The sequence below is a fragment of the Magnetococcales bacterium genome (assembly GCA_015231175.1).
Classification (GTDB): Bacteria; Pseudomonadota; Magnetococcia; order Magnetococcales; family DC0425bin3; genus HA3dbin3.
This window is the reverse complement of the sequence record JADGBZ010000063.1, coordinates 1-21408: the sequence shown is the minus strand read 5'-3', so window position 1 is coordinate 21408 and position 21408 is coordinate 1. Positions and strand designations below refer to the sequence as shown.

Sequence of the window (21408 nt, the reverse complement as noted above, 5' to 3'; positions counted from 1 at the left end):
AAGCAGTTCTCTCACGCAAAAGACATCTCCCCCCACCGGCTTGTCAGGTTGCCCACCTGCTTGGCCAGGTCTTTCACGACCCGGCTGGTTTCCTGCATTTTCCGGTCTGTTTCCTGCATCCTCCGATCTGTTTCCTGCATCCTCCGATCCGTTTCCTGCATTTTCCGATCCGTTTCCTGCATTTTCCGATCCGTTTCCTGCATCTGTTTGGCAGTTTCGTGGATCACTTTCCAGACATCATCCAAGGTCACGATGTCAGACATGCGGTTGCTCCCGTGCGTAGATAACCACTCCTGCGGAAAAGCATACCTGAAACCGCGATTTGAGGTGAAGGTATTTACAGAGCAAGGGGTTTCTTCCGGAAGTGGACGACCAAAGGAGAGGTTATTTAATCCAACCGATTGGTTACGTTACTGATTGGGGGAGATGTCTTTTGCGTGAGAGAACTGCTTGAAATAATCCAGGGCCTTGCGTGCCACCATGTCCAGCAGGTCCAATTTTCCTATGGGTTCCAGCTTGTCTCGCAGATCAAAGAGCATGTAGTTGATCAAATCCTCAGCCTAGCTGCAGGCAGTAACGGCCACAGCGCATTCGCGCTCAGCCACCCGTTGCCCGGAAAACCCGAACCATGCTCCGACCCCCGCCACAATCATCAGGCCTGTGGCGATCGCCAATCCCACCCGGGTGCGTTGCGTCATCTTTTTTTGTGCTTCGGCTTCCCGTTTTTGCGCCTCCACCAGCTTGCGTGCCTCGGCCAGTTCTTTGTCCCGCCGGTGGTTGCGCCAGGTGTGGTCTCTTGCGTTGGCCTTCCTGTCTCGTGTACTCCGCTGCGCCCCCTCCAGGGTGGTGAGAGCGGCAAAATCCTCTTCGAGCCACCTTTGCAGCAGCCCCCACTGTCGCAACAAGGCCTCGTGGGCCGGTTCGATGGTGACCTCACTGCTCTCCTGGTCCAGGTCGGTGGCCAGGAGGCGCTGTTCGATCAGGTGCTTGATCAAAGGCTTGGCTTCGCGGGGAATCTCGGCCAATTTGGCAACACGGCGGCAGGGCGCTTGGGTATCCGGATGCAGGGCGCACTCCCAGCGTTCTCCGGCCACGATGCCACGTGCGGGATCCATTGGAACCCGGACAAGACGCATTCAGTCACAAAAAAACATCATCCACAGAGCTGGCAAACACCAAATTCTCCCACCATTTTTCAATCAGTTCAAAATCAGCCGCAGCCACTTTGGCCAGGATCGACTCGGGAACCGGGCCAAACTTGCGGCGCAGCATCCGCAACAACATGGTGGCAACCTCCTCCTGACGGCCCTCCTGACGGTCATCCTGACTGCCTTTCAAGAGACCTTCCTGAAGCCCCTCCTGCATCCACTCTCTGGTCCATCCCTCTGCGGTTTCTGCGAGCATGGTATGTACACCCCTCAAATTCGTTCATTTCCGGTATGGACTCTAACGCAGTTGCGCCCTTCTTGGTCAATCTTGGCAGCAGAATGCGCGTCAACCAGTTGGCAAACGTCCGGCGCAGCTCCTTTTGTTTCACACCTTGCAGCCACGCATCCATTTCCTGGATCACCTGCCGCACATCTGCGAGACGACGGCTCTTCTCCAGACGAAACAAAGCCGCCACCACATTCTGTATCGGCTTCAGATCCCCTTCCTGGTAACGGTTCTCATCCACCAGCAGATAACGCATGCGCAAGATCATCCATCCGCTTGCGAAAGTCGTCGGTCACGTAAACCGGATTCACCTTCTCCAGGGAAGAAAAATCCAGTCCCGCAACCCAACCTTCCTGGATAAACCCACCACCAGATCCTGCACCATCAGGGGATGCGAAAATAACTTGGTATACCCGACATTGCGTTGCCGGGTGGTGAATTGTGACCGTTTTTTTTGCATCATGCTGGAACAGATACAAAAAAAGCGGGTGACCCCAACAGGACCACACCGCCTTTTTTTGTCACAGCCTCCTGTGGCGCCTACGCACCCGGGGAAGGAGGCAGCACGGCAATGGGTTTCAACCGGTCGATGGCCTCCTGGGTGATAAGGGTGATGCCACTGTCGGTCCGATAAAAGCGGCGCGTGTCCTGATCGGCATCCTCTCCGACCACGAGCCCATCGGGCACCCGGCAATCCTGGGCGACGATCACCTTTCTGAGGCGACAATAACGACCAATGTCGGTTCCCGGCAAAATGATCGAGTCCTCGACAACGCCGTAGGAGTTGACACGCACATGGCTGAAGAGCAGGGAGCGGCGAACCGTCGAACCGGAAATAATGCAACCGGCAGAGACCAGACTGTCAAGGGCCTGGCCACGGCGCTCCTCGCTGTCGAAGACAAATTTGGCGGCTGGGCGCTGCACCTGATAAGTCCAGATGGGCCATCTGCTGTCGTAGAGGTTGAGATCCGGCGTCACCGTGGTGAGGTCCATGTTGGCCTCCCAGTAGGCATCCAGGGTGCCGACATCCCGCCAGTAGGGCTCCTTCTCCAACTCCCGGACACAACTGTAGCTGAAGCGATGACCCAACACCTTGCACCCCTTGCTGACCATGCTGGGGATGATATCCTTGCCGAAGTCGTGGTTGGAATCGCGTTTTGCGGCATCCAGGCGCAACTCGGCGATCAACGCCGGCGCCGAGAAGATGTAGATCCCCATGCTGGCCAGAGCATACCCGGGCATATCGGGAATAGGGGCCGGGTTCTCGGGTTTTTCGACGAAGGTGACCATGAAATCTTCGCTGTCCACCCCCATGACGCCAAACGCCTTGGCCTGTTCCAGAGGAACCTCGACACAGGCGACAGTGACATCCGCCCCCTTCTGGAGATGATCCAGAAGCATCTTGCTGTAATCCTGCTTGTAGATGTGGTCACCACCCAATATCAGGATGTAGTCTGGATCGTTGGACTCGATCAGATCCAGATTCTGGTAAACAGCGTCCGCGGTTCCCATGTACCAGGATTCGCTGTCGGCCTGCTGCTGGGCGGGCCAAACCTGGATGAACTCGTTGAACTCGGCACGCAGAAAACCCCAGCCCATTTGAACGTGCTGGATCAGGGTGTGCGCCCGATACTGGGTCATCACACCCACACGCCGCAAACCGGAATTGACGCAATTGGAAAGAGGAAAATCAATCAGACGGAACTTGCCGGCAAAAGGGACAGCGGGCTTGGCTTCGGCGTTGGTGAGATCCTTGAGCCTGGTCCCCCGGCCACCAGCCAGGATCAAAGCCAGGGTTTTCCTCAGGGCTGTAGGGAGGGTCGTTTCGATTTCCTTGCGCTTTCCCATTGAAATCCTCATCTTTCGTGAAGTGTATTCGGATTCTCCGAAAGGCATGCGTTGACGCGGACCGTTCGACACGGCCCCCAAGCTGCTCGGATGATAGCACAGGATACGACAGTCGGTAAGACCAACGTGAGACTTTTTTTCGCCTTGACAGCCAACGAAAGAAGTTGCAGGCCAATCTGCCGTTTTTATTCCGAACGGCAGGCAAAGAGTGCACAAGAAGCCTTGAAATCTGGCGATAATTCATGAATCCTGCCGAGTTCAGGTGTCCGTCGAGACGATCACGGCATCTCGAACGCGCTCCCCGGTACCCTCCCAATCAAGGTGGATGGAGGCGGCCTGTCAATCCTCCAAATAGGATTATACAAAGCCAAACAATGATTCAGACTGACGCACAGATCGAAGCCGTCGTGACAGGTCGTTGCAACGATCCCTTCGCCATCCTTGGCTTGCACCAGGTGCAAACCGGAACATGGTGGGTCAGCACTTTCCAGCCGGGCGCCCTGACGGTCACCGTGTTCGACTGGCGAACGCGCAAGGTGTGTGGATCCCTGGTCAAGCGCCATGAGGCCGGTTTTTTTTCCGGACCCGTGGAGAGTGACGAGTGGTTTCCCTATCGGTTGCGGGTCCAACACCCTCAGGAGACCATCGATGTGGATGACCCCTACCGCTACCCCCACGTCCTGGGCGACATGGATGTCCATCTGATCGGGGAAGGTTCCCACCTGGCATTGTACGATGTGCTGGGGGCGCATCCACGGGTGCTGGAAGGGGTCTCCGGGGTCACGTTTGCGGTCTGGGCTCCCGGGGCGCAGCGAGTCAGCGTAGTCGGCTCCTTCAACCAGTGGGATGGCCGCCGCCATGTCATGCGGTACCGCAGCGAATGTGGCGTCTGGGAGTTGTTCATCCCCGGTCTGGTCGCCGGAGAGTTCTATAAATATGAAATCGTCGGCGGCCAGGGCGAGTTGCTCCCCCTGAAAAGCGACCCCATGGCCTTTGCCATGGAACAATTACCGGGCACCGCATCCATCGTCTGCCCCGAAGACCGCTACGTCTGGCACGACGATGCCTGGATGGCCGGGCGGGCAGCCCTCCACAACGTCCCGATGTCGATCTACGAGGTTCATCTGGGCTCCTGGAAGCGCAAACCCGAGGAGGGTTTCCGCTATCTGACCTACCGGGAGTTTGCCGACGATCTGATTCCCTATGTCAAAAAAATGGGATTCACCCACATCGAATTGCTCCCCATCGGCGAGCACCCCTTCGATGGCTCCTGGGGGTACCAAACCATTGGCTTATACGCCCCCACCAGCCGCTTCGGCACCCCGGAAGATTTTCGCTACCTGATCGACCGCTGCCATCAAGAGGGCATCGGCATTCTTATGGATTGGGTTCCAGGCCATTTTCCTACCGATCCCAACGGGCTTGGCAACTTTGACGGCACCTGCCTCTACGAACACATGGACCCGCGCCAGGGGTGGCACCAGGATTGGAACACCCTGATCTACAACTATGGCCGGCGGGAAGTCACCAATTTTTTGATCGCCAACGCCCTCTATTGGGTCAACCGCTTCCATGTCGATGGCTTGCGGGTGGATGCCGTGGCTTCCATGCTCTACCTTGATTACAGCCGCCGCCCAGGAGAGTGGATCCCCAACAAGCATGGCGGCAACGAAAATCTGGAGGCCATCGACTTTTTGCGTCGGCTGAACATTTTGGTATACGAAAAAGGCCACGGCGCCATCACCATCGCCGAAGAGTCCACGACCTATCCTATGGTCTCCCATCCGGTCTACCAAGGTGGGTTGGGCTTCGGGTTCAAGTGGAACATGGGGTGGATGCACGACACCCTGTTCTACATGTCCAAGGACTCCCTCTACCGCCGTTACCACCACGAGTGCCTGACCTTTGGCTTGATTTATGCTTTCAGCGAAAATTTTGTTCTGTCGCTGTCCCATGACGAAGTGGTCCACGGCAAGGGATCCCTGTTGGGCAAAATGTCCGGGGACAGGTGGCAAAAATTTGCCAATCTTCGCTGCTACCTTGCCTTCATGTGGTGCTACCCCGGCAAGAAACACCTGTTCATGGGGGGTGAAATCGCCCAGGAACGAGAGTGGAACCACGATGTCAGCCTGGATTGGCATCTGCTGACCGACCCGTTCCACGCAGGGGTGCAAAAAATGGTGTGCGATCTGAACCGCCTGTACAAGGTCAGCCCGCCTTTGTACCTGCGCGATGGCGAGCCGGGTGGTTTTGAATGGATCGAGTGCCACGACATCGATCAAAGCGTCATCTCCTTCCTGCGCCGGGGGGTGAGGCCGGACGATATCGTCGTGACGGTGTGCAATTTTACACCCGTGGTGCGGGAGCGTTACCGGATCGGGGTTCCCGTCGAAGGGTGGTTCCGGGAACTGGTCAACACCGATGCCGTAGACTACTGCGGCAGCGGCGTAGGCAACGATGGCTGGGTACAGGCCACGCCCGATCCCTGGCATGGCCGGGGCTGGTCCGTCTCCCTGCGGCTGCCGCCCCTGGCCACCCTGATCCTGCGCCCCGAGGTACGCAGCGCAACAACATCGTGAAACCTGCTTTGTAATTATTTGTGACCACAAACTTCCTGGGGACGGACCTCTGCCGTTCCCTTTGGGGGGAGAGACGAACGTGAGCCAATGGAAGTTACGAGTCTGGCCGGGTCAACCATACCCGTTGGGAGCGACCTGGGACGGCAAGGGAGTCAATTTCTCCCTGTTCTCCATCCACGCCGAAAAGGTGGAACTCTGCCTGTTCGATGCCAGCGGGATGCGGGAGACAGAACGCATCCTTCTGACCGATTATACCGACCAGGCCTGGCACTGCTACCTGCCGGATGCACGCCCCGGGCAGCTCTACGGCTACCGTGTCTACGGACCCTATGCCCCCGAGAGTGGACACCGCTTCAACCACCACAAACTGCTGCTGGATCCCTATGCCAAGTCCCTCCAAGGCACCACCCGCTGGCACGAAACCCTGTTCGGGTTTCGCCACGGCTCCCCCGAGGAGGATCTCTCCTTCGATGACCGGGACAGCGCCGCCTTCGTGCCCAAATGCCGGGTGATCGACACCGCCTTCTCCTGGGGCGAGATCACCCGCCCTCACACCCACTGGCTGGACACGATCGTGTATGAGCTGCACGTCCGTGGCATGACCAAGCGGCACAAGGAAGTCCCCGAACGCATGCGGGGCACCTTCTCCGGATTGACCATTCCCCCGGTAGTGCGGCACCTGCGCAATCTGGGCGTGACCGCCGTCGAACTCCTGCCCGTCCAGGCCTTTTTCGATGAATGGCACCTGGTCAAAAAAAAGCTGACCAACTACTGGGGTTACAGTCCCATATGCTACTTTGCCCCCCACCCGCGCTTTGCCTCGCCGGGCCTGGAGGTGGAAGAGTTCAAAACCATGGTACGGGTGCTCCACGATGCCGGGATCGAGGTGATCCTGGACGTGGTCTACAACCACACTGCCGAAGGCAATCAGATGGGGCCCACCCTCAGCTTTCGCGGCATCGACAACGCCACCTACTACCGCCTGGAACCCACCAACCGGCGCTATTACCAAAACTACAGCGGTTGCGGCAATACCCTGAACCTCTCCCACCCCCAGGTGTTGCGTATGACCATGGATTCGCTACGCTACTGGGTCGAGGAGATGCGGGTGGATGGATTCCGTTTCGACCTCGCCCCCACCCTGGCGCGGCGCAAGGATGGCCGTTTCGACACCAACTCCGGCTTTTTCCATGCCATCACCCAGGATCCCACCCTCGCCAAAGTCAAACTGATCGCCGAGTCCTGGGATCTGGGCCAGGATGGATATCAGGTCGGCAACTTTCCTTCGGGCTGGTCGGAATGGAATGACCGCTTCCGGGATGGCGTGCGCCGCTTCTGGAAAGGTGACGGCGGCATGGTGGGAGATTTCGCCTCCCGCGTGACCGGATCGAGCGACTCTTTCCGACACGACGGGCGGCGTCCCTGGGCCAGTCTCAACTTCATCACCGCCCACGACGGCTTTACCTTGCGCGACTTGGTCTCCTGCAACCAGAAAAACAACCTGGAAAACATGGAGGGGAACAACGACGGCACCAACAGCAATTTCAGTTGGAATCATGGCGAAGAGGGACCGAGCAAAGACCCGGCCATCCGCCAGCTGCGCCTGCGCCAGATGCGCAACTTCATGGCCACCCTGTTTCTCTCCCAGGGAACGCCCATGATGGTGGCCGGCGACGAGTTTGGCCGTTCCCAAAAATGCAACAACAACGCCTATTGTCAGGATAACGAGATCAGTTGGATCGACTGGGACGGCATCACCCCGGAAGATCGCGAACTGGAAGCGTTTGTGCGGCGCGTCATCGCCTTGCGCAAACGACACAATGTGTTTCGGCGCAATCGTTATCTGAACGGCGGCAACATACCCGGAACCGACATTCGCGATGTTGTCTGGTTGCGCCCCGACGGCCAGGAGATGGAGCGTGTCAACTGGGACAACCACGCCAACAAAACCCTGGGCATGCTTCTGAATGGTGTAGCCGGTGATTGCGACCGCTCCCCCTGCGGTGAATCCCAGTCCGATGATACCTTCCTGGTCATCGTCAATGCCGATGGCGCCGAGGTCACCTGGACGCTTCCCGACACCCGTTCCAACGAGGTGTGGCTGGTTCAGATCGACACCAGCGTGGGTGGCGGACCCACCACCGGTCAACTGTATGAGGCCCGCAGCGATTATCTCCTGAACTCCCGCACCTTAGTCGTCCTGGAACGTGTCGAGCGCCCAGGCAGCGCATCTGTCGCCCCTGCCGCCATTTCAAACCTTCGCTCGCAAGAGGCCGATGATCTGGAACAACTCAACAAACTTGCCGAGGAGGCCGGGTTGGAACCCGGGTATTGGACCGTATTCGGCGAATGGCGCGCTGTACCTTTCCAAACGGTGCGCTCCTTCCTGCGGGCCATGGGGTTGCCAGCCGACAATCGAGAACAGATCGTGGCCAGCCGCCGACAACTGGCCGAAGAGCCCTGGCGCCGGGGTCTGCAACCCGTCGTGGTGGTGCATGGTGTCGGCAAACCTGTTGATGTCACCATGGTGGTACGGACCGACAGGGTTGAACAACATGTCGAATGGGTTCTCGTGGAAGAGACAGGTCATTTGCATACAGGCCGCGTGTTTCCGCGTGATCTCCCTGTGGTGGCAGAGCAGACGCTTGAGGGCATCGCTTTGCAACAACGCCGCCTGACCCTGCCCGCTGCCCTGCCCCTCCCCCTGGGTTATCACCGGCTGGAGATGCAGGGTGGCGGCCTCGTCAACACCATGGCCACAATGGCCGTCATCATCGCTCCGCAACGGTGTTACCTGCCCGAATCGTTGCATGGTGATGCCCGTCGTCGTACCTGGGGCTTCAGTCCGCAACTCTTTGCCTTGCGCTCCCGGCGCAACTGGGGAATCGGCGATTTTACGGACTTGCGCAACCTGGTGGAGACCACCGCCAACAAAGGGGGCGGTGTCATCGGCCTCAATCCGCTGCACGCCCTCTTTCCCAACCACCCCGAGCGTTACAGTCCCTACTCCCCCAACAGCCGCTCCTTCCTCAATCCCATCTACATCGACCCTGAGGCCGTCCCGGAACTGCAACACGCCCCGGATCTCCGTAAAAAGCTTGAAAATGCCTCCATGCAGGCAGAACTCGCCCGGTTGCGGAAAACCGAGGTGGTGGATTACGTCGGTGTAGCCAAAATCAAATGGGAGGTGCTCGGGGAGTTGTATGCCGTCTTCCGGAAACATTGTCTGGAAAAGGGCCTGGATACCGTAAGCGAACGCGGCAAGACATTCCGCCGCTTTCAGGCCGAGCAGGGAGATGCCTTGCGCCATCTGGCCTTGTTCAACGTCCTGGACGACCATTTTTCCAAAGGGGAGCATGGCGTTCACACCTGGACCCAATGGCCCATTCCCTACCGGCGGCCCGATTCACCGGAGGTCAATCAGTTTGCGGCCAAAAACATGGAGTCGGTGGAGTATTACCAATATCTCTACTGGATCGCCCATGATCAACTGGGTGCGGTCAACAGCCAAGCCAGGGTGCGCGGCATGGCAGTCGGGTTGTATGCCGACATCGCCCTGGGTGTCGAGGTCAATGGCGCCGAATTTTGGGCCAACCAGGATAAATTTCTCGGCTCCGCCCGCATCGGTGCGCCGCCTGACGAATTCAACCCCAAGGGGCAAGATTGGGGACTTCCCCCCTACAACCCCCGCATGGCCCGTATCGAGGGCTACCAAACCTTTGCCACCACCCTGCGGGCGACCATGCAAAAGGCAGGCGCCGTGCGGCTCGATCATGTCATGAGCCTGACCCGGCTGTTTTGGGTTCCGGAAGGCGGAACCGCGTCCGAAGGGGGCTATGTCCGTTATCCTTTCGAGGATCTTCTGGGCATTGTCAACCTGGAGAGCCAACGCAACCAGTGCCTGGTCATCGGCGAAGCCCTGGGGACCGTCCCGGATGGCTTCCGGGAGCGCCTGGGCGAAGCTGGCATCCTGGCCTACCGGCTCTTCTACTTTGAACGCGACGGTCAGGGTGATTTCCTGGATCCCGCAGGGTACAACGATCTCTCCCTGGTGGCGGTCACCACCCACGACCTCCCCACTTTCGCCGGATTCTGGGAAGGAATCGATCTGGACGAAAAGCAGCGTCTCGAGATATTCCCCACCCAGGCCCTGGCCGACCGGGTCCGGGCCGAGCGGACGGTGGATCGCCAACGACTTCTCCAGGCTATGGCCAAACACAAGTTGGAGTTCCCCGCCCCGCCTCCCGATGGCAGCCTGCCCCCCTGGTCACCCGAGCTTACCCGGGCCGTTTATAAATTCATGGCCCGGACACCCGGTAAACTCCTCATGGTGCAGTTGGAGGATGTCATGGGCCAGCGTCAGCAGGTCAACATGCCCGGCACGGTCACGGAGCACCCCAACTGGCAACGCAAGCTGCCCGTGGAGTTGGAACTTTTGACCGATGATCCGCGTTTTATCGCCATGGTCAGCATGTTGGCCAAGGAGAGGCCTGCGTAAAACACCCCCATCATACGGGTCAAGGGCAGCGCCCTTGCGGGGTCCGGGGCAGCGCCCCGTTTTGTTGTTGTGCGCCCCCCTTCTCCCAAGCCATTTTTGCGCCGTTGGCAAAAAAGGCCCAAAAGGCGGGCTTTTGTCCGCCTTTTGGCGCGTCTTTTTGCGCCAGAAGGCGGACGTATCGCAAGTTTGCAAAAACAGGAATCGGCGGCACGCTATTGCAAATGCGACTGCCCTGGACCAGGGAGCTGGCTCCCTGGCAGGGCCTTGGACTGCGTCCTGGTGGGGTTCGGGGCGAAGCCCTGACAAAGGCTTTCATATCCAAGCTTTTCAGTTACAGATTGCCAACATTTTTCCCCGGCAACGGACACCAGGAACCGTGGAACATATTATCACAGTCCAAAATTTATGCAAAAATTACGGTGGCATACCCGTGGTGGACCACATCTCTTTCCAGGTCCGCTCCGGGGAGTGTTTCGGCATTCTGGGCCCCAACGGCGCCGGCAAGACCACCACCCTGCGCATGCTGATCGGCCTGACCCCCCTGGATGGGGGGGTGCTGGAAATATTGGGCCTCCCCATGCACCCGGACCAACGGAGCGTCTCTCAACATTTGGGGGTGATCTCCCAGGAGAATAATCTGGACGACGATCTCTCCGTCCAGGAAAATATTCTCGTTTATGGCCATTACTTTGGCCTGGGCGACAAGGTGATCCGGTCCCGCCTTGAAGAACTTCTGGCGTTCGCTCTGCTGACTGATCGCCGTCATCAGCCGGTGCGCACCCTTTCCGGCGGCATGAAACGGCGTCTTGTCCTGGCCCGCAGCCTGGTGGCAGAACCCAAACTGGTCATTCTGGATGAACCCACAACGGGATTGGATCCCCAGGCCCGTCATCTCATTTGGCAGCGCCTGCGCACCCTGAAGGAGAAGGGGGTCACCCTCTTGTTGACCACCCATTACATGGAGGAGGCGGCCCACCTGTGTGATCGCCTCCTGGTGATGAACCGGGGACACATTCTCGATCTGGGTTCCCCCCGGGAGTTGATTGCCCGACATGTGGAACCCGAGGTGGTGGAAATCCGCAGCTGCGGCGGACGCCTCGACCCGACTCGCCTCCAAAACCATTCTGGACGCCAGGAGATTGTCGGTGACCTTCTTTATTGCTACGCTCACGACACGACCGAGCTGCTGGCAACCTTGCGCACCCTCCCGGACCTCACCTTTTTGGCCCGACCGGCCAACCTGGAGGATCTATTCCTGAAACTGACCGGCCACGATCTTCGCGAATGAAGACACCTTCCCAGCCATGGACCACGTTGCTGCCCAGCCGGGGTTGTCTGCAAGTTTGGCGACGGCACTTTCTGGTTTGGCGCAAAACAGCGATCGCTTCCCTCGTAGGCAACCTGGGAGAGCCTCTGCTGACCCTCGTGGCCATGGGCTTCGGTTTGGGACGCTTCATCGGTGAGATCGACGGGGCCTCCTACCTGCTCTATGTCACCGCCGGACTGATCGCCACCAGCAGCATGAATACCGCTACCTTTGAGGCCCTCTACGGCGCTTTCACCCGCATGACCAGGCAAAACACCTTCGAGGCCATGCTGACCACCCCCTTGAGCGTGGCCGACATCGTGACTGGTGAAATCCTCTGGGCCGCCTCCAAAGCCTTTATCGCCAGCCTCTCCATCCTGCTGGTCGGCATGATCTTGACCGGCATCCCCATCCATGCCGCTCTTTTGATCCTTCCTCTGGCTTTTGGCTCCGGCATGCTTTTCGCCGCCATGGGCATGGTGACCACCGCCCTCTCACCCAGTTATGACTTCTTTCTCTACTACGTCACCTTGGTCACAACACCCATGTTTCTGTTTTGCGGCATCTTTTTTCCTATTTCCACTCTGCCCGCCAGCTTTCAACCCTGGGTCGATCTCCTCCCTCTGACCCATGTGATCGCCCTCATCCGTCCCCTCACCCTCGATCAAATTCCGGAGCATGCCCTGACTCACCTGGCGATTCTCCTTTTGATCACAACACTCTCCTACGCGCTGGCGGTGCTCCTGATCCGCCGCCGCATTCTCGTTTGACACCCATGTCCTGGTTTTTCCTGGCCATTCTGACCGCCGTGGCGGAGGCCGCCAAGGATATCCTGGGCAAACAAACCCATCAGCGCATCGATCCCTGGCTGACCGTCTGGGGCATGTACTTGTTTTCCCTGCCCACTCTGCTGCCTCTTCTGCTCATTCCCGGCGCCATTCCTCCCCTGCGGGACGGCTTCTGGCCAACGGTGATCGGTGGCGCTCTCCTCAATACCGTGGCCATGTTTCTCTACATTCACGCCCTGCGCCGTTCCGACCTCTCCCTGACCATCCCGATGCTGGCCTTCTCACCCCTGCTTTTGCTGCTCACCTCCCCCCTGATGATCGGTGAAACCTCCTCCAGAACGGGTATGGCCGGCATCGTGCTGATCGTCGTGGGTTCCTATGTCCTCAATTTGCGGTCACGCGCCGCGGGTGCATGGGCCCCATTCCGGGCCATGCTTCACACACCGGGCCCCCGTCTCATGCTCATGGTGGCCATCCTGTGGAGTATCGGCGCCAATCTGGACAAAATGGCCCTTACCCGGGCATCGCCTCTCTTCTACTCCATTGCTGTTTACACCCTGATGGCCCTCTTCACTGCCCCCGCAGCCCTCTTCTTTGCCCTGCCCCGTCTGAGAGATATTCCGCGCAACTATAAAATCCTGGCCCTTCTCGGCACGCTGAACTCTTTTTCACTCATTTGCCAGATGACCGCCACGGCAGTCACCCTGGTTCCCTATGTCATCGCCGTCAAACGGACCAATATTGTGCTCGGCGTCTTGTGGGGTGGCCTCATCCTCCGGGAACCTGGAATGACGGAACGGTTGACGGGAGCGGCCATCATGCTTGCCGGCGTAATCCTGATCACGCTGGCCTGAACAACAAGGACGCAAGCAAAACCTGGATATGAAAGCCTTTGTCAGGGCTTCGCCCCGAACCCCACCAGGACACTGTCTCAGGCCCTGCCAGGGAGCCAGCCCCCTGGACCCCGATACGTGACCGGATGGTGAATCGTGACGCCTTTGTCAGGGCTTCGCCCCGAACCCCACCAGGACACCGTCTCAGGCCCTGCCAGGGGGCCAGCCCCCTGGACCCCGATGCGGGGCCGGGTGGTGCACGGTTACTCCTGTATTTTGAGACTGGCCCTCCCCTCCATCCAGGGAAGCGAAATTTTATAAGCCAGATTGGCCCGATCCAGGATCGCCCGATCCAGAAGGCGGCCAAAATGACGGATATCCCGATCCGTCTGTTCGGAGATGGTACAGGTGTGGTTGAATCCCACGCCATCGGCAATGTAGATCTCCCATCCCGCCTTGCTGGCGCGGACACAATACTCGACTTCATCCGCCAGGGGAGAGAAAACGATATCGAACTCGCCGATCTTCTGGTGGGTTTTCCTGCGCACCCCGAAAAGAAAACCATGCACGCCCTGACAAGGTCCAGGGGTGTCCACTTTGCGCCCATCGCGAATACCACCCACCCCGACAATGCCCACCTTGGGAGAGGCAAAACCCTTGAGCAACGCAGTCACGGCCCCCTTTTTGAGCACGCAATCGCCATTCATGATGAAAAAAAGATCCCCCTCCGACAACTGATACCCCACATTCCAGGCCCGCGCCACGCCGGAGTTTTGTGAAATGCGGCACCAGCGGGTCACTCCTACCGTGTTCTCCACCACCGTCACCAGTTTTTCGGTGTGGCCGGGATCATCCTCGTACTGATTGATGACAACGATCAACTCTCCTTCGGTCCCGAGTTGATCGGCCACCGAATTCAACGCCTTGCGCAGCAAGGATGGTTTCTCGCCCCAACCCGTCACAATGAAGGAGAAACGTGCCGGAGCCTGGGGCGCAACATGTTTCAAGATCGATTTGTTGGTTTTCCGAAAAAACACGCCACTCTCCCTGCGGGAAACGATTGAAAAACTGGGATGAAGGTCCAGGAGGAAGGGCAGTGCCCTTCCTTCCGGCAAAGTTTGAAGCGAAGCCCCGAAACCGGCGAGCATTCAACACCCGGCAACAAACCGGGGTCAAGGGACCGGCTCTCGGGCGGTTCCAGGGCGGCGCGTTGGTGGGATTCGGGACGAATGCCCGACAAACGCCTTCATACCCTGGCTGTTCCAGGCTGTTTTGGGAAGGGTGCCGAATGGTACGGTCCGTGGGTCTCCGAACGATAACCTCAAACTTGATACCCACGATCAGCCGACAAAACAACAGCCGCGCCCCGCACGGATGGTCAAAACGATGATCATGCCCCTGAATGATTACGACGTTGCTTCATGCTCACCATTTTTATCCTCAAAATGGTACATATAGGTCAAGAAAATAGCGATAAAGGGAAACCGATAGCGAGCGATTGTGCCATAATTTGTTACAAAAGGGGCATGAACCAAGACTGCAATCGTGAAGTATACTGTCAAGAAAATGAGGCTCTGCTCTGTCGGTATTCTCTTGAACAATTTTGCAACGACCGCGACAATAAGACTAAAAACTATCATGTTTTCAATGGATTGCGCGAACTGAAAAGAATTTGCCGCATTCCACAAAAAAGGCTCCAAGAGAAAGCTGAAAAAGTTGGTGAGGGATGTCTGCAAGACAGCCCCATGGGATGCAACCTGCAATGGATGATCTGTTGCAGCAATATTCATTTCCCTTATGATATGATTAATACCACCTATCGTCAACCAATCTTTGTGACGATACACCATCAAACATGAAAATGCCAGAATAGCTATTTTTTTATATAAATGGACACCCCTTGATAGTAAAGTTTGTAAAGCCAGGGCGACTAAAAAAATGAGCAAGTTTTGAAACTTAATCAGATAGAGCGGCAGGGAAAATAAAACGGCTGTCACAGGACGCTTTTGAATGACAAAAAAGGCCCCTAAAAACATAAACAATAAAATCAACGTTTCCCGCAAAGCCAGAGAAGTGTAGAACATCATGCTGGGATACAGCAAAAAGAACCACAGACTTTTGTGGAGCAAAATTTTATTTATTTTTAAGAAAAAATAGATCAAGGAAAAAACAAAAACATTAATCATTCCGAGCGAGAAGCAGGATTCGATATAAGGCAAAGGAAAATAAGCAAAAAAGTGAGAAGTAAACCATATGGTTGAATCATCCAGATTGTAATCGGCAAGTTTCACATGATTGATTATATTTTGAGTTACAAACAGATACCGGATTTGATCGACCATATATCCCGGATGCATCAACCATCCATTGGCTATAAAAACGAGAGCCAAATGGACAAAAAACAGGCCATACTCCAAATTTTTAGCCTTTGCAAAAAAAAGAACTACAGCAATGCCAGCTATTATAACGATAAGATTGATAAATTCATGGGCCATTTATGACTTATCCTGGCGCCATTTCTCAGATCTTGCAGGCAACACACCACGAGGAGACAAAAAAATCAACCCCCTTGGACGTCTCCCGGTCATGGTGACGAACCCGCACGGAATTCAACCTGAATAGGGGGCGCAGCCACTCCTGCTGATCTCTTTCGCTCCCACCATGACAAAATCCCATAAATTGCCAACACATTGATGGCTGGCATGATGGGGATGCGAAATCTGGCAATGGCGCCTGTTGACGCAATCAAAGTCATGATACCGACAAACATGATCAAGAAAAGACCCACATCGCGTTTGACACGATCATCCCAAAAAATCATTCTTATCGCACCTGCCACACCAAAAATCAACAATATGGCATTAAAAATCTTTGAGATAACGCCAAACAAAATAACCATAAAAAAACCACCGTCTGACAAATACTTCAACAGTTTCATTCGATCATTCCACGAAGCTGCATAGTACGATTCCTGCAATAAATACGTTACAATATATTTGACGCTTTCTTTATTATAAAATACAGCGTTGAAATCAATAGGATACCCAAGAAACATCTCCATGCTGCCCCTGGCTATAATATAAAAAGACCACGGAAACGTCTCTTTCAGCATTGTCAGACATGCATCCAGCATATAGCTTTCTTTTTCTTTCCGATCATGCAATTTTTCCAGTCCTGGCCCAAATCGGGCATGGATTTTTTTTTCAGCCTCATACAAAGGAATGGACAGCCTGGCAGCTTCAACACGGGGAAAATGATCGTTCCAAAAATTATAGATGCCCACGCCGGCAAAAAGTGGTAAACCACCTACCATAACATTTCGTGCCGTCCACAGTCCGATCGTGGCAAAGTGAATGACCAGAACGATGGCGATCCACTTTCCCACTCTCGTCCACTTTACCCGCCCCCAAAGATGAATCAGGATGATGGCGCAAACGGCCACCCACACGTACATGCCTATGGGACGAGTCAACTCTTCCAGAGCAATCAGGATGGCGGTCACAATGACCCGAGCGGATGTTATACCGCTTTGCAACATCCAAACCACATGCAAGAGCAGCCATGTTATCAATAAGTGAAAAAGGGCATCTGTTTCGACTGCATTGATGCATTGCAGATAAATGGGATCCGCAACAATAAAAAGGGCGGCGAATATTCCACCCCAAGGATGTATGCGCCTGCCAAGAAGAAAAGTCAAAAACACAGACGCAAAGAAAAAAATATTATTGATAATCAGAATCCATTGCATCTTTGGGCCAAACACCCAAAACACAGCGGCAGCCACAACGGGAAACAGAGGCGGACGCATCGTATCCGGAACGATATGGGATGGATCGTCTCCCAACCCTATCACGCCGTACTTGTAAAGGTTCAACGATTTAACCATGTTGCCAGGATCAGGCGTAAAACCAAGCTCGGGATAATAAATAACAACCTTGTTGTATACCAGAATCTGGTACAAGACACAGAAAACCAGCAGAACGATGATGGATACCAACTCCATCCCCCGGATGGACACCCTCGCAGACGTGGGTGAATCCCCCTGTTCCATAGCACACCATCTCCGCCCGCAAACCAAAAACGTACAGTCAAACACATCTTGCTTATGGATAAGTCCAAGGTACAAGCAAAGGCCAACATCGCATCAATAATTGACCTGCCCGTCCTTTACCAACAGCATGCCTGTCTGGATGCCAGTCACGAATGCGCGACCAACACATCCCGCAACTCATCTATCACCCGCTCCTGCTCAACGGGCGTCAACCCTAAACCACTGGGCGGATAAAAGCCCCGTCGTGCCAGCTCCTCCGCCACGGGATACGACTCGCCCTGGAAAAGACCCATGGCCTGGAAGACAGGTTGTTCATGCATGGGCCAGAAAAAGGGCCGGGCGCCGATGCCCCGCTGGTGCAACCGGGCGATGGCCTCCCGGGCATCGAACGGCATCTCCTTCTCCAAAACAATGCCATATACCCAATAGACATTCCGGGCATAATCGGTCTGCTCCAGGGGGAGGCGCACCCCGGATAGGTCACGCAGTCCCTCGGTGTAACGACTCCCCATCTGGCGTTTCTTCTGGATGAAGTGGTCGAGACGCTCCACCTGGGCCAAACCTACAGCAGCCTGAAGATTGGTGATACGCATGTTCCAACCCAGGCGATGATGGACAAAACGCGGTTCCTCAAAACTGAGATTTCTCAGATTCCGGCACCGGTCGGCCAAGGCCGGATCATCCACCAGCACCATGCCCCCTTCGCCGGTCGAGACATGTTTGTTGGCATAGAAGCTGAAGGCGCTGATCTGGCCAAAACTGCCACAAGGGCGCCCCTTGTAGTGCTGGCCGATACACTCCGCATTGTCTTCGATGATGAAAAGCCCGTGTTTTTCAGCAAGCGCCAAGATGGGGTCCATATCGACTGGCAGGCCAAAAATATGTACGGGCATGATGGCGCGTGTGCGCGGCGTGATCTTGGCCGCGATCTGGTCCACACGCATGTTCCAGGTGACAGGGTCACTCTCCACAAGCACCGGCGTCGCCCCGGCCCGGACCACAGCCTGGGCACAGGAGATGATGGTGAATGCAGGCATGATGACTTCGTCACCAGGACCGATGCCCAAGGCGACGACGGACAGCTCAAGGGCATCGCTGCCGTTGGATACGGCAACACCGTGGCGCCTGCCGGAGACCGCCGCAAAGGCCTCCTCGAAGCGCCGGACGAAAGGCCCCTCCGACGATATCCAGCCCGAGTCGATGCACTCGTTGAGGTAGCGGCGCTCGCTGCCATCCAAAAGGGGGGTGTTGACAGGAATAAATCCGGTAGACACGCAGGGTATCCTCGCAACAATCTCTAGCGCGCCGCTACCGGAGCCACCAGCGGCGTATCCAGACGAAACGTATCCGTCTCGTAACTCTCCCCCCCCCGTGGTCCACGGGTGAAGACATAAAAGACCGAATCTTCCAAGGCTTCGATGGCGTGGCGCTCATGCGGCGGGCTGCAAATCAGGTCGCCGGGCCGCAAAACCCGAGCCACAACCCCCTCTCCGGGGTTTTGGGTCAGGGAGTTCAGCCTTCCCGAGTGCAGATAGATCCACTGCGTGGTCTCCTTGTGGTAGTGATGCCCGCGCACCACCCCCTTCTTGGAGACGATAACCGTCACAGCATCGATGGGCTCCTTGAACAGGATATCCTTGATCTCCCCGCGTGCATCGACAAACTGGGGCTTTGTTTCAGTCAGTTGCATGGATGACTCTCGCGCAAAATCCCCGATCTCAGAGCCCTCGCGGCGACCTCTAGACAATCAGGGGTTCAGGAATGGGAACGATGAACTTACCACCATTCTCCCGGAATGTCATCAGGTTTTCCATGATCTCCGCCTTGAAGTTCCAGGCAAGGAGCAAGGCATAATCAATACCTTCACTGACAAGCGCCTCGTCAGGCAGAACCGGAAGGTGATTGCCGGGGGCAAAACGACCGATTTTCAGGGGGGTTTTCTCGGTCAAAAATTCCAGACTCTCACTGCCGATCTTGCAATAATTGAGCAGGGTCATCCCTTTGGCAGGGGCGCTGACGCCCGCGATTCTCTTGCCCTGCCGGCGCAGTGCATGAATCAAATGACGCAGCTTGTCGCGGTGGTCTTTGACCCGACCGGCAAAATCGTTCAGCCTGGCCAAAGTGTGGAGTCCGGAATCCCTCTCCCTGGCCAACGTATCATGCACGGCCCGAGTAGGAACATGACGTCCAGGATGTCCGACAAAAAACCGTATGGAGCCCCCATGAATATCCACTTGCTGGACATCAAAAAGCTCCATATCCATACGCTGAAAAAAACGGACAAGCGGCGTTACGGAGAGATAAGAGAGATGCTCATGATAGATGGTATCGTACTCCAGGGCCTGGATGAGATGATCCAGGTAGGGGGCCTCCACGATAAAGATGCCATCGTCATCCAACAGCAGCTTGATGGCCCGCATGAGGGCCGTCAGATCATCGATGTGCGCAAAAACATTGCTCGCCGTGGCAATCTTGGCTCGACCATGCCCGGCCACAATATGCTGGGCCAACGGCATGTTGAAAAAATCCACCAGGGTCGGAATGCCATTTTTCTCCGCAATCTGGGCAATGTTGCCCGCCGGATCAATCCCCAAAACCTGCATGCCACGCTTTTTGAATGCCGTCAGCAAAACACCAACATTGCTGCCAATATCGATGACCAACCCACCAGGAGCTATGCCAAACTCCTTGATAACAGAGTCTGCAAACGCATCGAAGTGCGAACGGCCTGTACGAGTCGTGGATGACTCATAGGGATACTCTTCCTGATAAAGAATTTTCGGATCTACAATATGGTCAAGCTGCACAAAGTTGCATTCGTTGCAACGCAAAACCCGCAGTGGATAGGTCACCTCAGGTTCACGCAACTGATCCAACGTCATAAACCGATCCGCCAGGGCCGTGTAACCCAGATCGAGGAACATGGTCAGATTGTTGTAACCACACAGTCTGCAACGTATCCTGTCATGCCGAACCAACCTGTCTTTATTTGTCATACGATACAGCCCTTCCGTAACGCCTCAGACTGCGCACCATCTTGAAACACTGAAAAATCAATGGAAACAAATCAAACAAGCCCGACGATGTCTTTGACTCGCCAAGTTGACGAACCAGGACGATGGAAGGCAACTCCGCTATGCGAAAACCATGAACCGACGTCTTGTATAAAAGAGATATGCAATAGTCAAGATAACGCCCCTCTAAATGTATTGTATTAAAAACTTCCTTGCGCACCGCATAAAATCCACTCGTATAATCATAAAAACGTCTGTCCAGGGCAAATCGGACCACCATGTTGCCAACGAGCGAAACAAATACCGACCAGAATGAATCCTGCGACCTTTGAATGTTTCTCAGGGTCTGTACAACTCCTCTCCAGCCCACCTGCTCACCGCCCCCTTTCATGCTGCCACCAAGCACATACCGGGAACCGAAAGCCAGGTCGTGGCCATGGCGGATGGCATCAAGCAGCTGGGGCACTTCCGCCGGGCGCATGGATTGATCCGCATCCATCCATACCACGATATTCCCCCGGGCTGCGCGTATGCCATCCCTGAGGGAGGGGACCAACCCGTGGTCGGAGCGACGCACGATCAGGCGAAGATTGGCAAATTTCTCGGTAAGTTTCTCCACTTCGCGGGAGGTGCCATCAGGGGAGTCGTCATCCACCACCAAGATCTCGAAACTCCAACCAGCAACCGCAACCTCCAGCTCCTCGATCAAGGGCCGGACGTTGAGAACCTCGTTGAAGGTCGGCAGGATGATGGTGACCTCAACCATGTTTCGCGCACCCGAGCCCCGGGTTGCAGCCAGCACGATGAAACCTCCTTGTAGATTCAGTGGAAAGGCAACTGTCTGCATGCCCCACAGCCACTTTGTCAGCGCCGGGTGAAGCTACATGAGACCCCTCCCGATTGCAACGCAGAACCGGCCTCCCGTTCACATTTCCCCGGAAAAAGGGGGAAAAATTGGCGGCTCAATATGGATTCCGGGGGCGTGGCCTGAAGCGGTGAATGAAGGTAGCATGTTCGGCAGCAATTCACCTTCACTGGGAGGTCAAGGATGATTCCC

Annotated in this window: 16 protein-coding genes and 1 pseudogene; 5 read left to right on the top strand and 12 right to left on the bottom strand. The window is 56.0% G+C overall.

Annotated features, from left to right (window positions below):
* Nucleotides 1-11: 11 nt before the first annotated feature.
* The 5 genes and pseudogenes from HQL63_12240 to glgC form a co-directional block, all read right to left on the bottom strand.
* Nucleotides 12-263 carry a hypothetical protein gene (locus HQL63_12240; GenBank protein ID MBF0177598.1) on the bottom strand — a complete coding sequence of 84 codons (252 nt, stop codon included), beginning with the start codon at nt 261-263 and terminating at the stop codon, nt 12-14.
* Between the two features lie 147 nt (nt 264-410).
* Nucleotides 411-551 (bottom strand): hypothetical protein, encoded by a 141-nt coding sequence (locus HQL63_12235; protein MBF0177597.1) that lies wholly within the window; start codon nt 549-551, stop codon nt 411-413.
* Between the two features lie 9 nt (nt 552-560).
* Nucleotides 561-1115 carry a hypothetical protein gene (locus tag HQL63_12230; protein MBF0177596.1) on the bottom strand — a complete coding sequence of 185 codons (555 nt, stop codon included), beginning with the start codon at nt 1113-1115 and terminating at the stop codon, nt 561-563.
* A 25-nt stretch (nt 1116-1140) separates the two neighbouring features.
* Nucleotides 1141-1894 (bottom strand): annotated as a pseudogene (locus HQL63_12225) (DUF4351 domain-containing protein).
* Nucleotides 1895-1974: 80 nt separating this feature from the next.
* Nucleotides 1975-3282: a glucose-1-phosphate adenylyltransferase gene (gene glgC, locus HQL63_12220; protein ID MBF0177595.1), complete on the bottom strand. Its 1308-nt coding sequence runs from the start codon at nt 3280-3282 to the stop codon at nt 1975-1977.
* A 374-nt stretch (nt 3283-3656) separates the two neighbouring features.
* Here glgC and glgB point away from each other — a divergent pair, with 374 nt between their 5' ends.
* From glgB to HQL63_12195, 5 genes are all read left to right on the top strand, one after another.
* A complete protein-coding gene (gene glgB / locus HQL63_12215) occupies nt 3657-5861 on the top strand; it encodes a 1,4-alpha-glucan branching protein GlgB (GenBank protein ID MBF0177594.1) in 2205 nt (734 codons plus the stop codon).
* Between the two features lie 79 nt (nt 5862-5940).
* Nucleotides 5941-10359 (top strand): glycogen debranching protein GlgX, encoded by a 4419-nt coding sequence (gene glgX, locus HQL63_12210; protein ID MBF0177593.1) that lies wholly within the window; start codon nt 5941-5943, stop codon nt 10357-10359.
* Nucleotides 10304-11647: an ATP-binding cassette domain-containing protein gene (locus HQL63_12205; GenBank protein ID MBF0177592.1), complete on the top strand. Its 1344-nt coding sequence runs from the start codon at nt 10304-10306 to the stop codon at nt 11645-11647. Before glgX ends, HQL63_12205 begins: the two co-directional genes overlap by 56 nt.
* Nucleotides 11644-12435: an ABC transporter permease gene (locus HQL63_12200; GenBank protein ID MBF0177591.1), complete on the top strand. Its 792-nt coding sequence runs from the start codon at nt 11644-11646 to the stop codon at nt 12433-12435. The genes HQL63_12205 and HQL63_12200 overlap by 4 nt, the downstream gene beginning before the upstream one ends.
* A gap of 5 nt (nt 12436-12440) precedes the next feature.
* Entirely contained in the window at nt 12441-13307 is an 867-nt protein-coding gene (locus HQL63_12195) for an EamA family transporter (protein ID MBF0177590.1), read from the top strand.
* Nucleotides 13308-13549: 242 nt separating this feature from the next.
* On the opposite strand, the gene HQL63_12190 is transcribed toward HQL63_12195, so the two are convergent.
* From HQL63_12190 to HQL63_12160, 7 genes are all read right to left on the bottom strand, one after another.
* Nucleotides 13550-14323, bottom strand: coding sequence for a glycosyltransferase (locus HQL63_12190; protein MBF0177589.1), 774 nt, complete (start codon nt 14321-14323; stop codon nt 13550-13552).
* Nucleotides 14324-14692: 369 nt separating this feature from the next.
* Nucleotides 14693-15781 (bottom strand): hypothetical protein, encoded by a 1089-nt coding sequence (locus HQL63_12185; GenBank protein MBF0177588.1) that lies wholly within the window; start codon nt 15779-15781, stop codon nt 14693-14695.
* A gap of 89 nt (nt 15782-15870) precedes the next feature.
* Nucleotides 15871-17289 carry a glycosyltransferase family 39 protein gene (locus HQL63_12180; protein ID MBF0177587.1) on the bottom strand — a complete coding sequence of 473 codons (1419 nt, stop codon included), beginning with the start codon at nt 17287-17289 and terminating at the stop codon, nt 15871-15873.
* Nucleotides 17290-17483: 194 nt separating this feature from the next.
* A complete protein-coding gene (locus HQL63_12175) occupies nt 17484-18611 on the bottom strand; it encodes a DegT/DnrJ/EryC1/StrS family aminotransferase (protein MBF0177586.1) in 1128 nt (375 codons plus the stop codon).
* 23 nt (nt 18612-18634) lie between these two features.
* Complete coding sequence (locus tag HQL63_12170; GenBank protein MBF0177585.1) at nt 18635-19027, bottom strand: cupin domain-containing protein; 393 nt, start codon at nt 19025-19027, stop codon at nt 18635-18637.
* Between the two features lie 49 nt (nt 19028-19076).
* The gene (locus tag HQL63_12165; GenBank protein MBF0177584.1) at nt 19077-20297 is read right to left on the bottom strand and encodes a class I SAM-dependent methyltransferase; all 1221 of its coding nucleotides are present in this window, start codon (nt 20295-20297) and stop codon (nt 19077-19079) included.
* Nucleotides 20298-20322: 25 nt separating this feature from the next.
* On the bottom strand, nt 20323-21153 hold the full coding sequence (locus HQL63_12160) for a glycosyltransferase (GenBank protein ID MBF0177583.1): 831 nt from the start codon (nt 21151-21153) through the stop codon (nt 20323-20325).
* Nucleotides 21154-21408: the final 255 nt, after the last annotated feature.

What these genes read in the sequence shown, in the direction of transcription:
- HQL63_12240 (MBF0177598.1), bottom strand. Translation starts at nt 263, where the DNA reads ATGTCTGACATCGTGACCTTGGATGATGTCTGGAAAGTGATCCACGAA.
- HQL63_12230 (MBF0177596.1), bottom strand. Translation starts at nt 1,115, where the DNA reads ATGGATCCCGCACGTGGCATCGTGGCCGGAGAACGCTGGGAGTGCGCC.
- glgC (MBF0177595.1), bottom strand. Translation starts at nt 3,282, where the DNA reads ATGGGAAAGCGCAAGGAAATCGAAACGACCCTCCCTACAGCCCTGAGG.
- glgB (MBF0177594.1), top strand. Translation starts at nt 3,657, where the DNA reads ATGATTCAGACTGACGCACAGATCGAAGCCGTCGTGACAGGTCGTTGC.
- HQL63_12205 (MBF0177592.1), top strand. Translation starts at nt 10,304, where the DNA reads ATGATCCGCGTTTTATCGCCATGGTCAGCATGTTGGCCAAGGAGAGGC.
- HQL63_12200 (MBF0177591.1), top strand. Translation starts at nt 11,644, where the DNA reads ATGAAGACACCTTCCCAGCCATGGACCACGTTGCTGCCCAGCCGGGGT.
- HQL63_12195 (MBF0177590.1), top strand. Translation starts at nt 12,441, where the DNA reads ATGTCCTGGTTTTTCCTGGCCATTCTGACCGCCGTGGCGGAGGCCGCC.
- HQL63_12185 (MBF0177588.1), bottom strand. Translation starts at nt 15,781, where the DNA reads ATGGCCCATGAATTTATCAATCTTATCGTTATAATAGCTGGCATTGCT.
- HQL63_12180 (MBF0177587.1), bottom strand. Translation starts at nt 17,289, where the DNA reads ATGGAGTTGGTATCCATCATCGTTCTGCTGGTTTTCTGTGTCTTGTAC.
- HQL63_12170 (MBF0177585.1), bottom strand. Translation starts at nt 19,027, where the DNA reads ATGCAACTGACTGAAACAAAGCCCCAGTTTGTCGATGCACGCGGGGAG.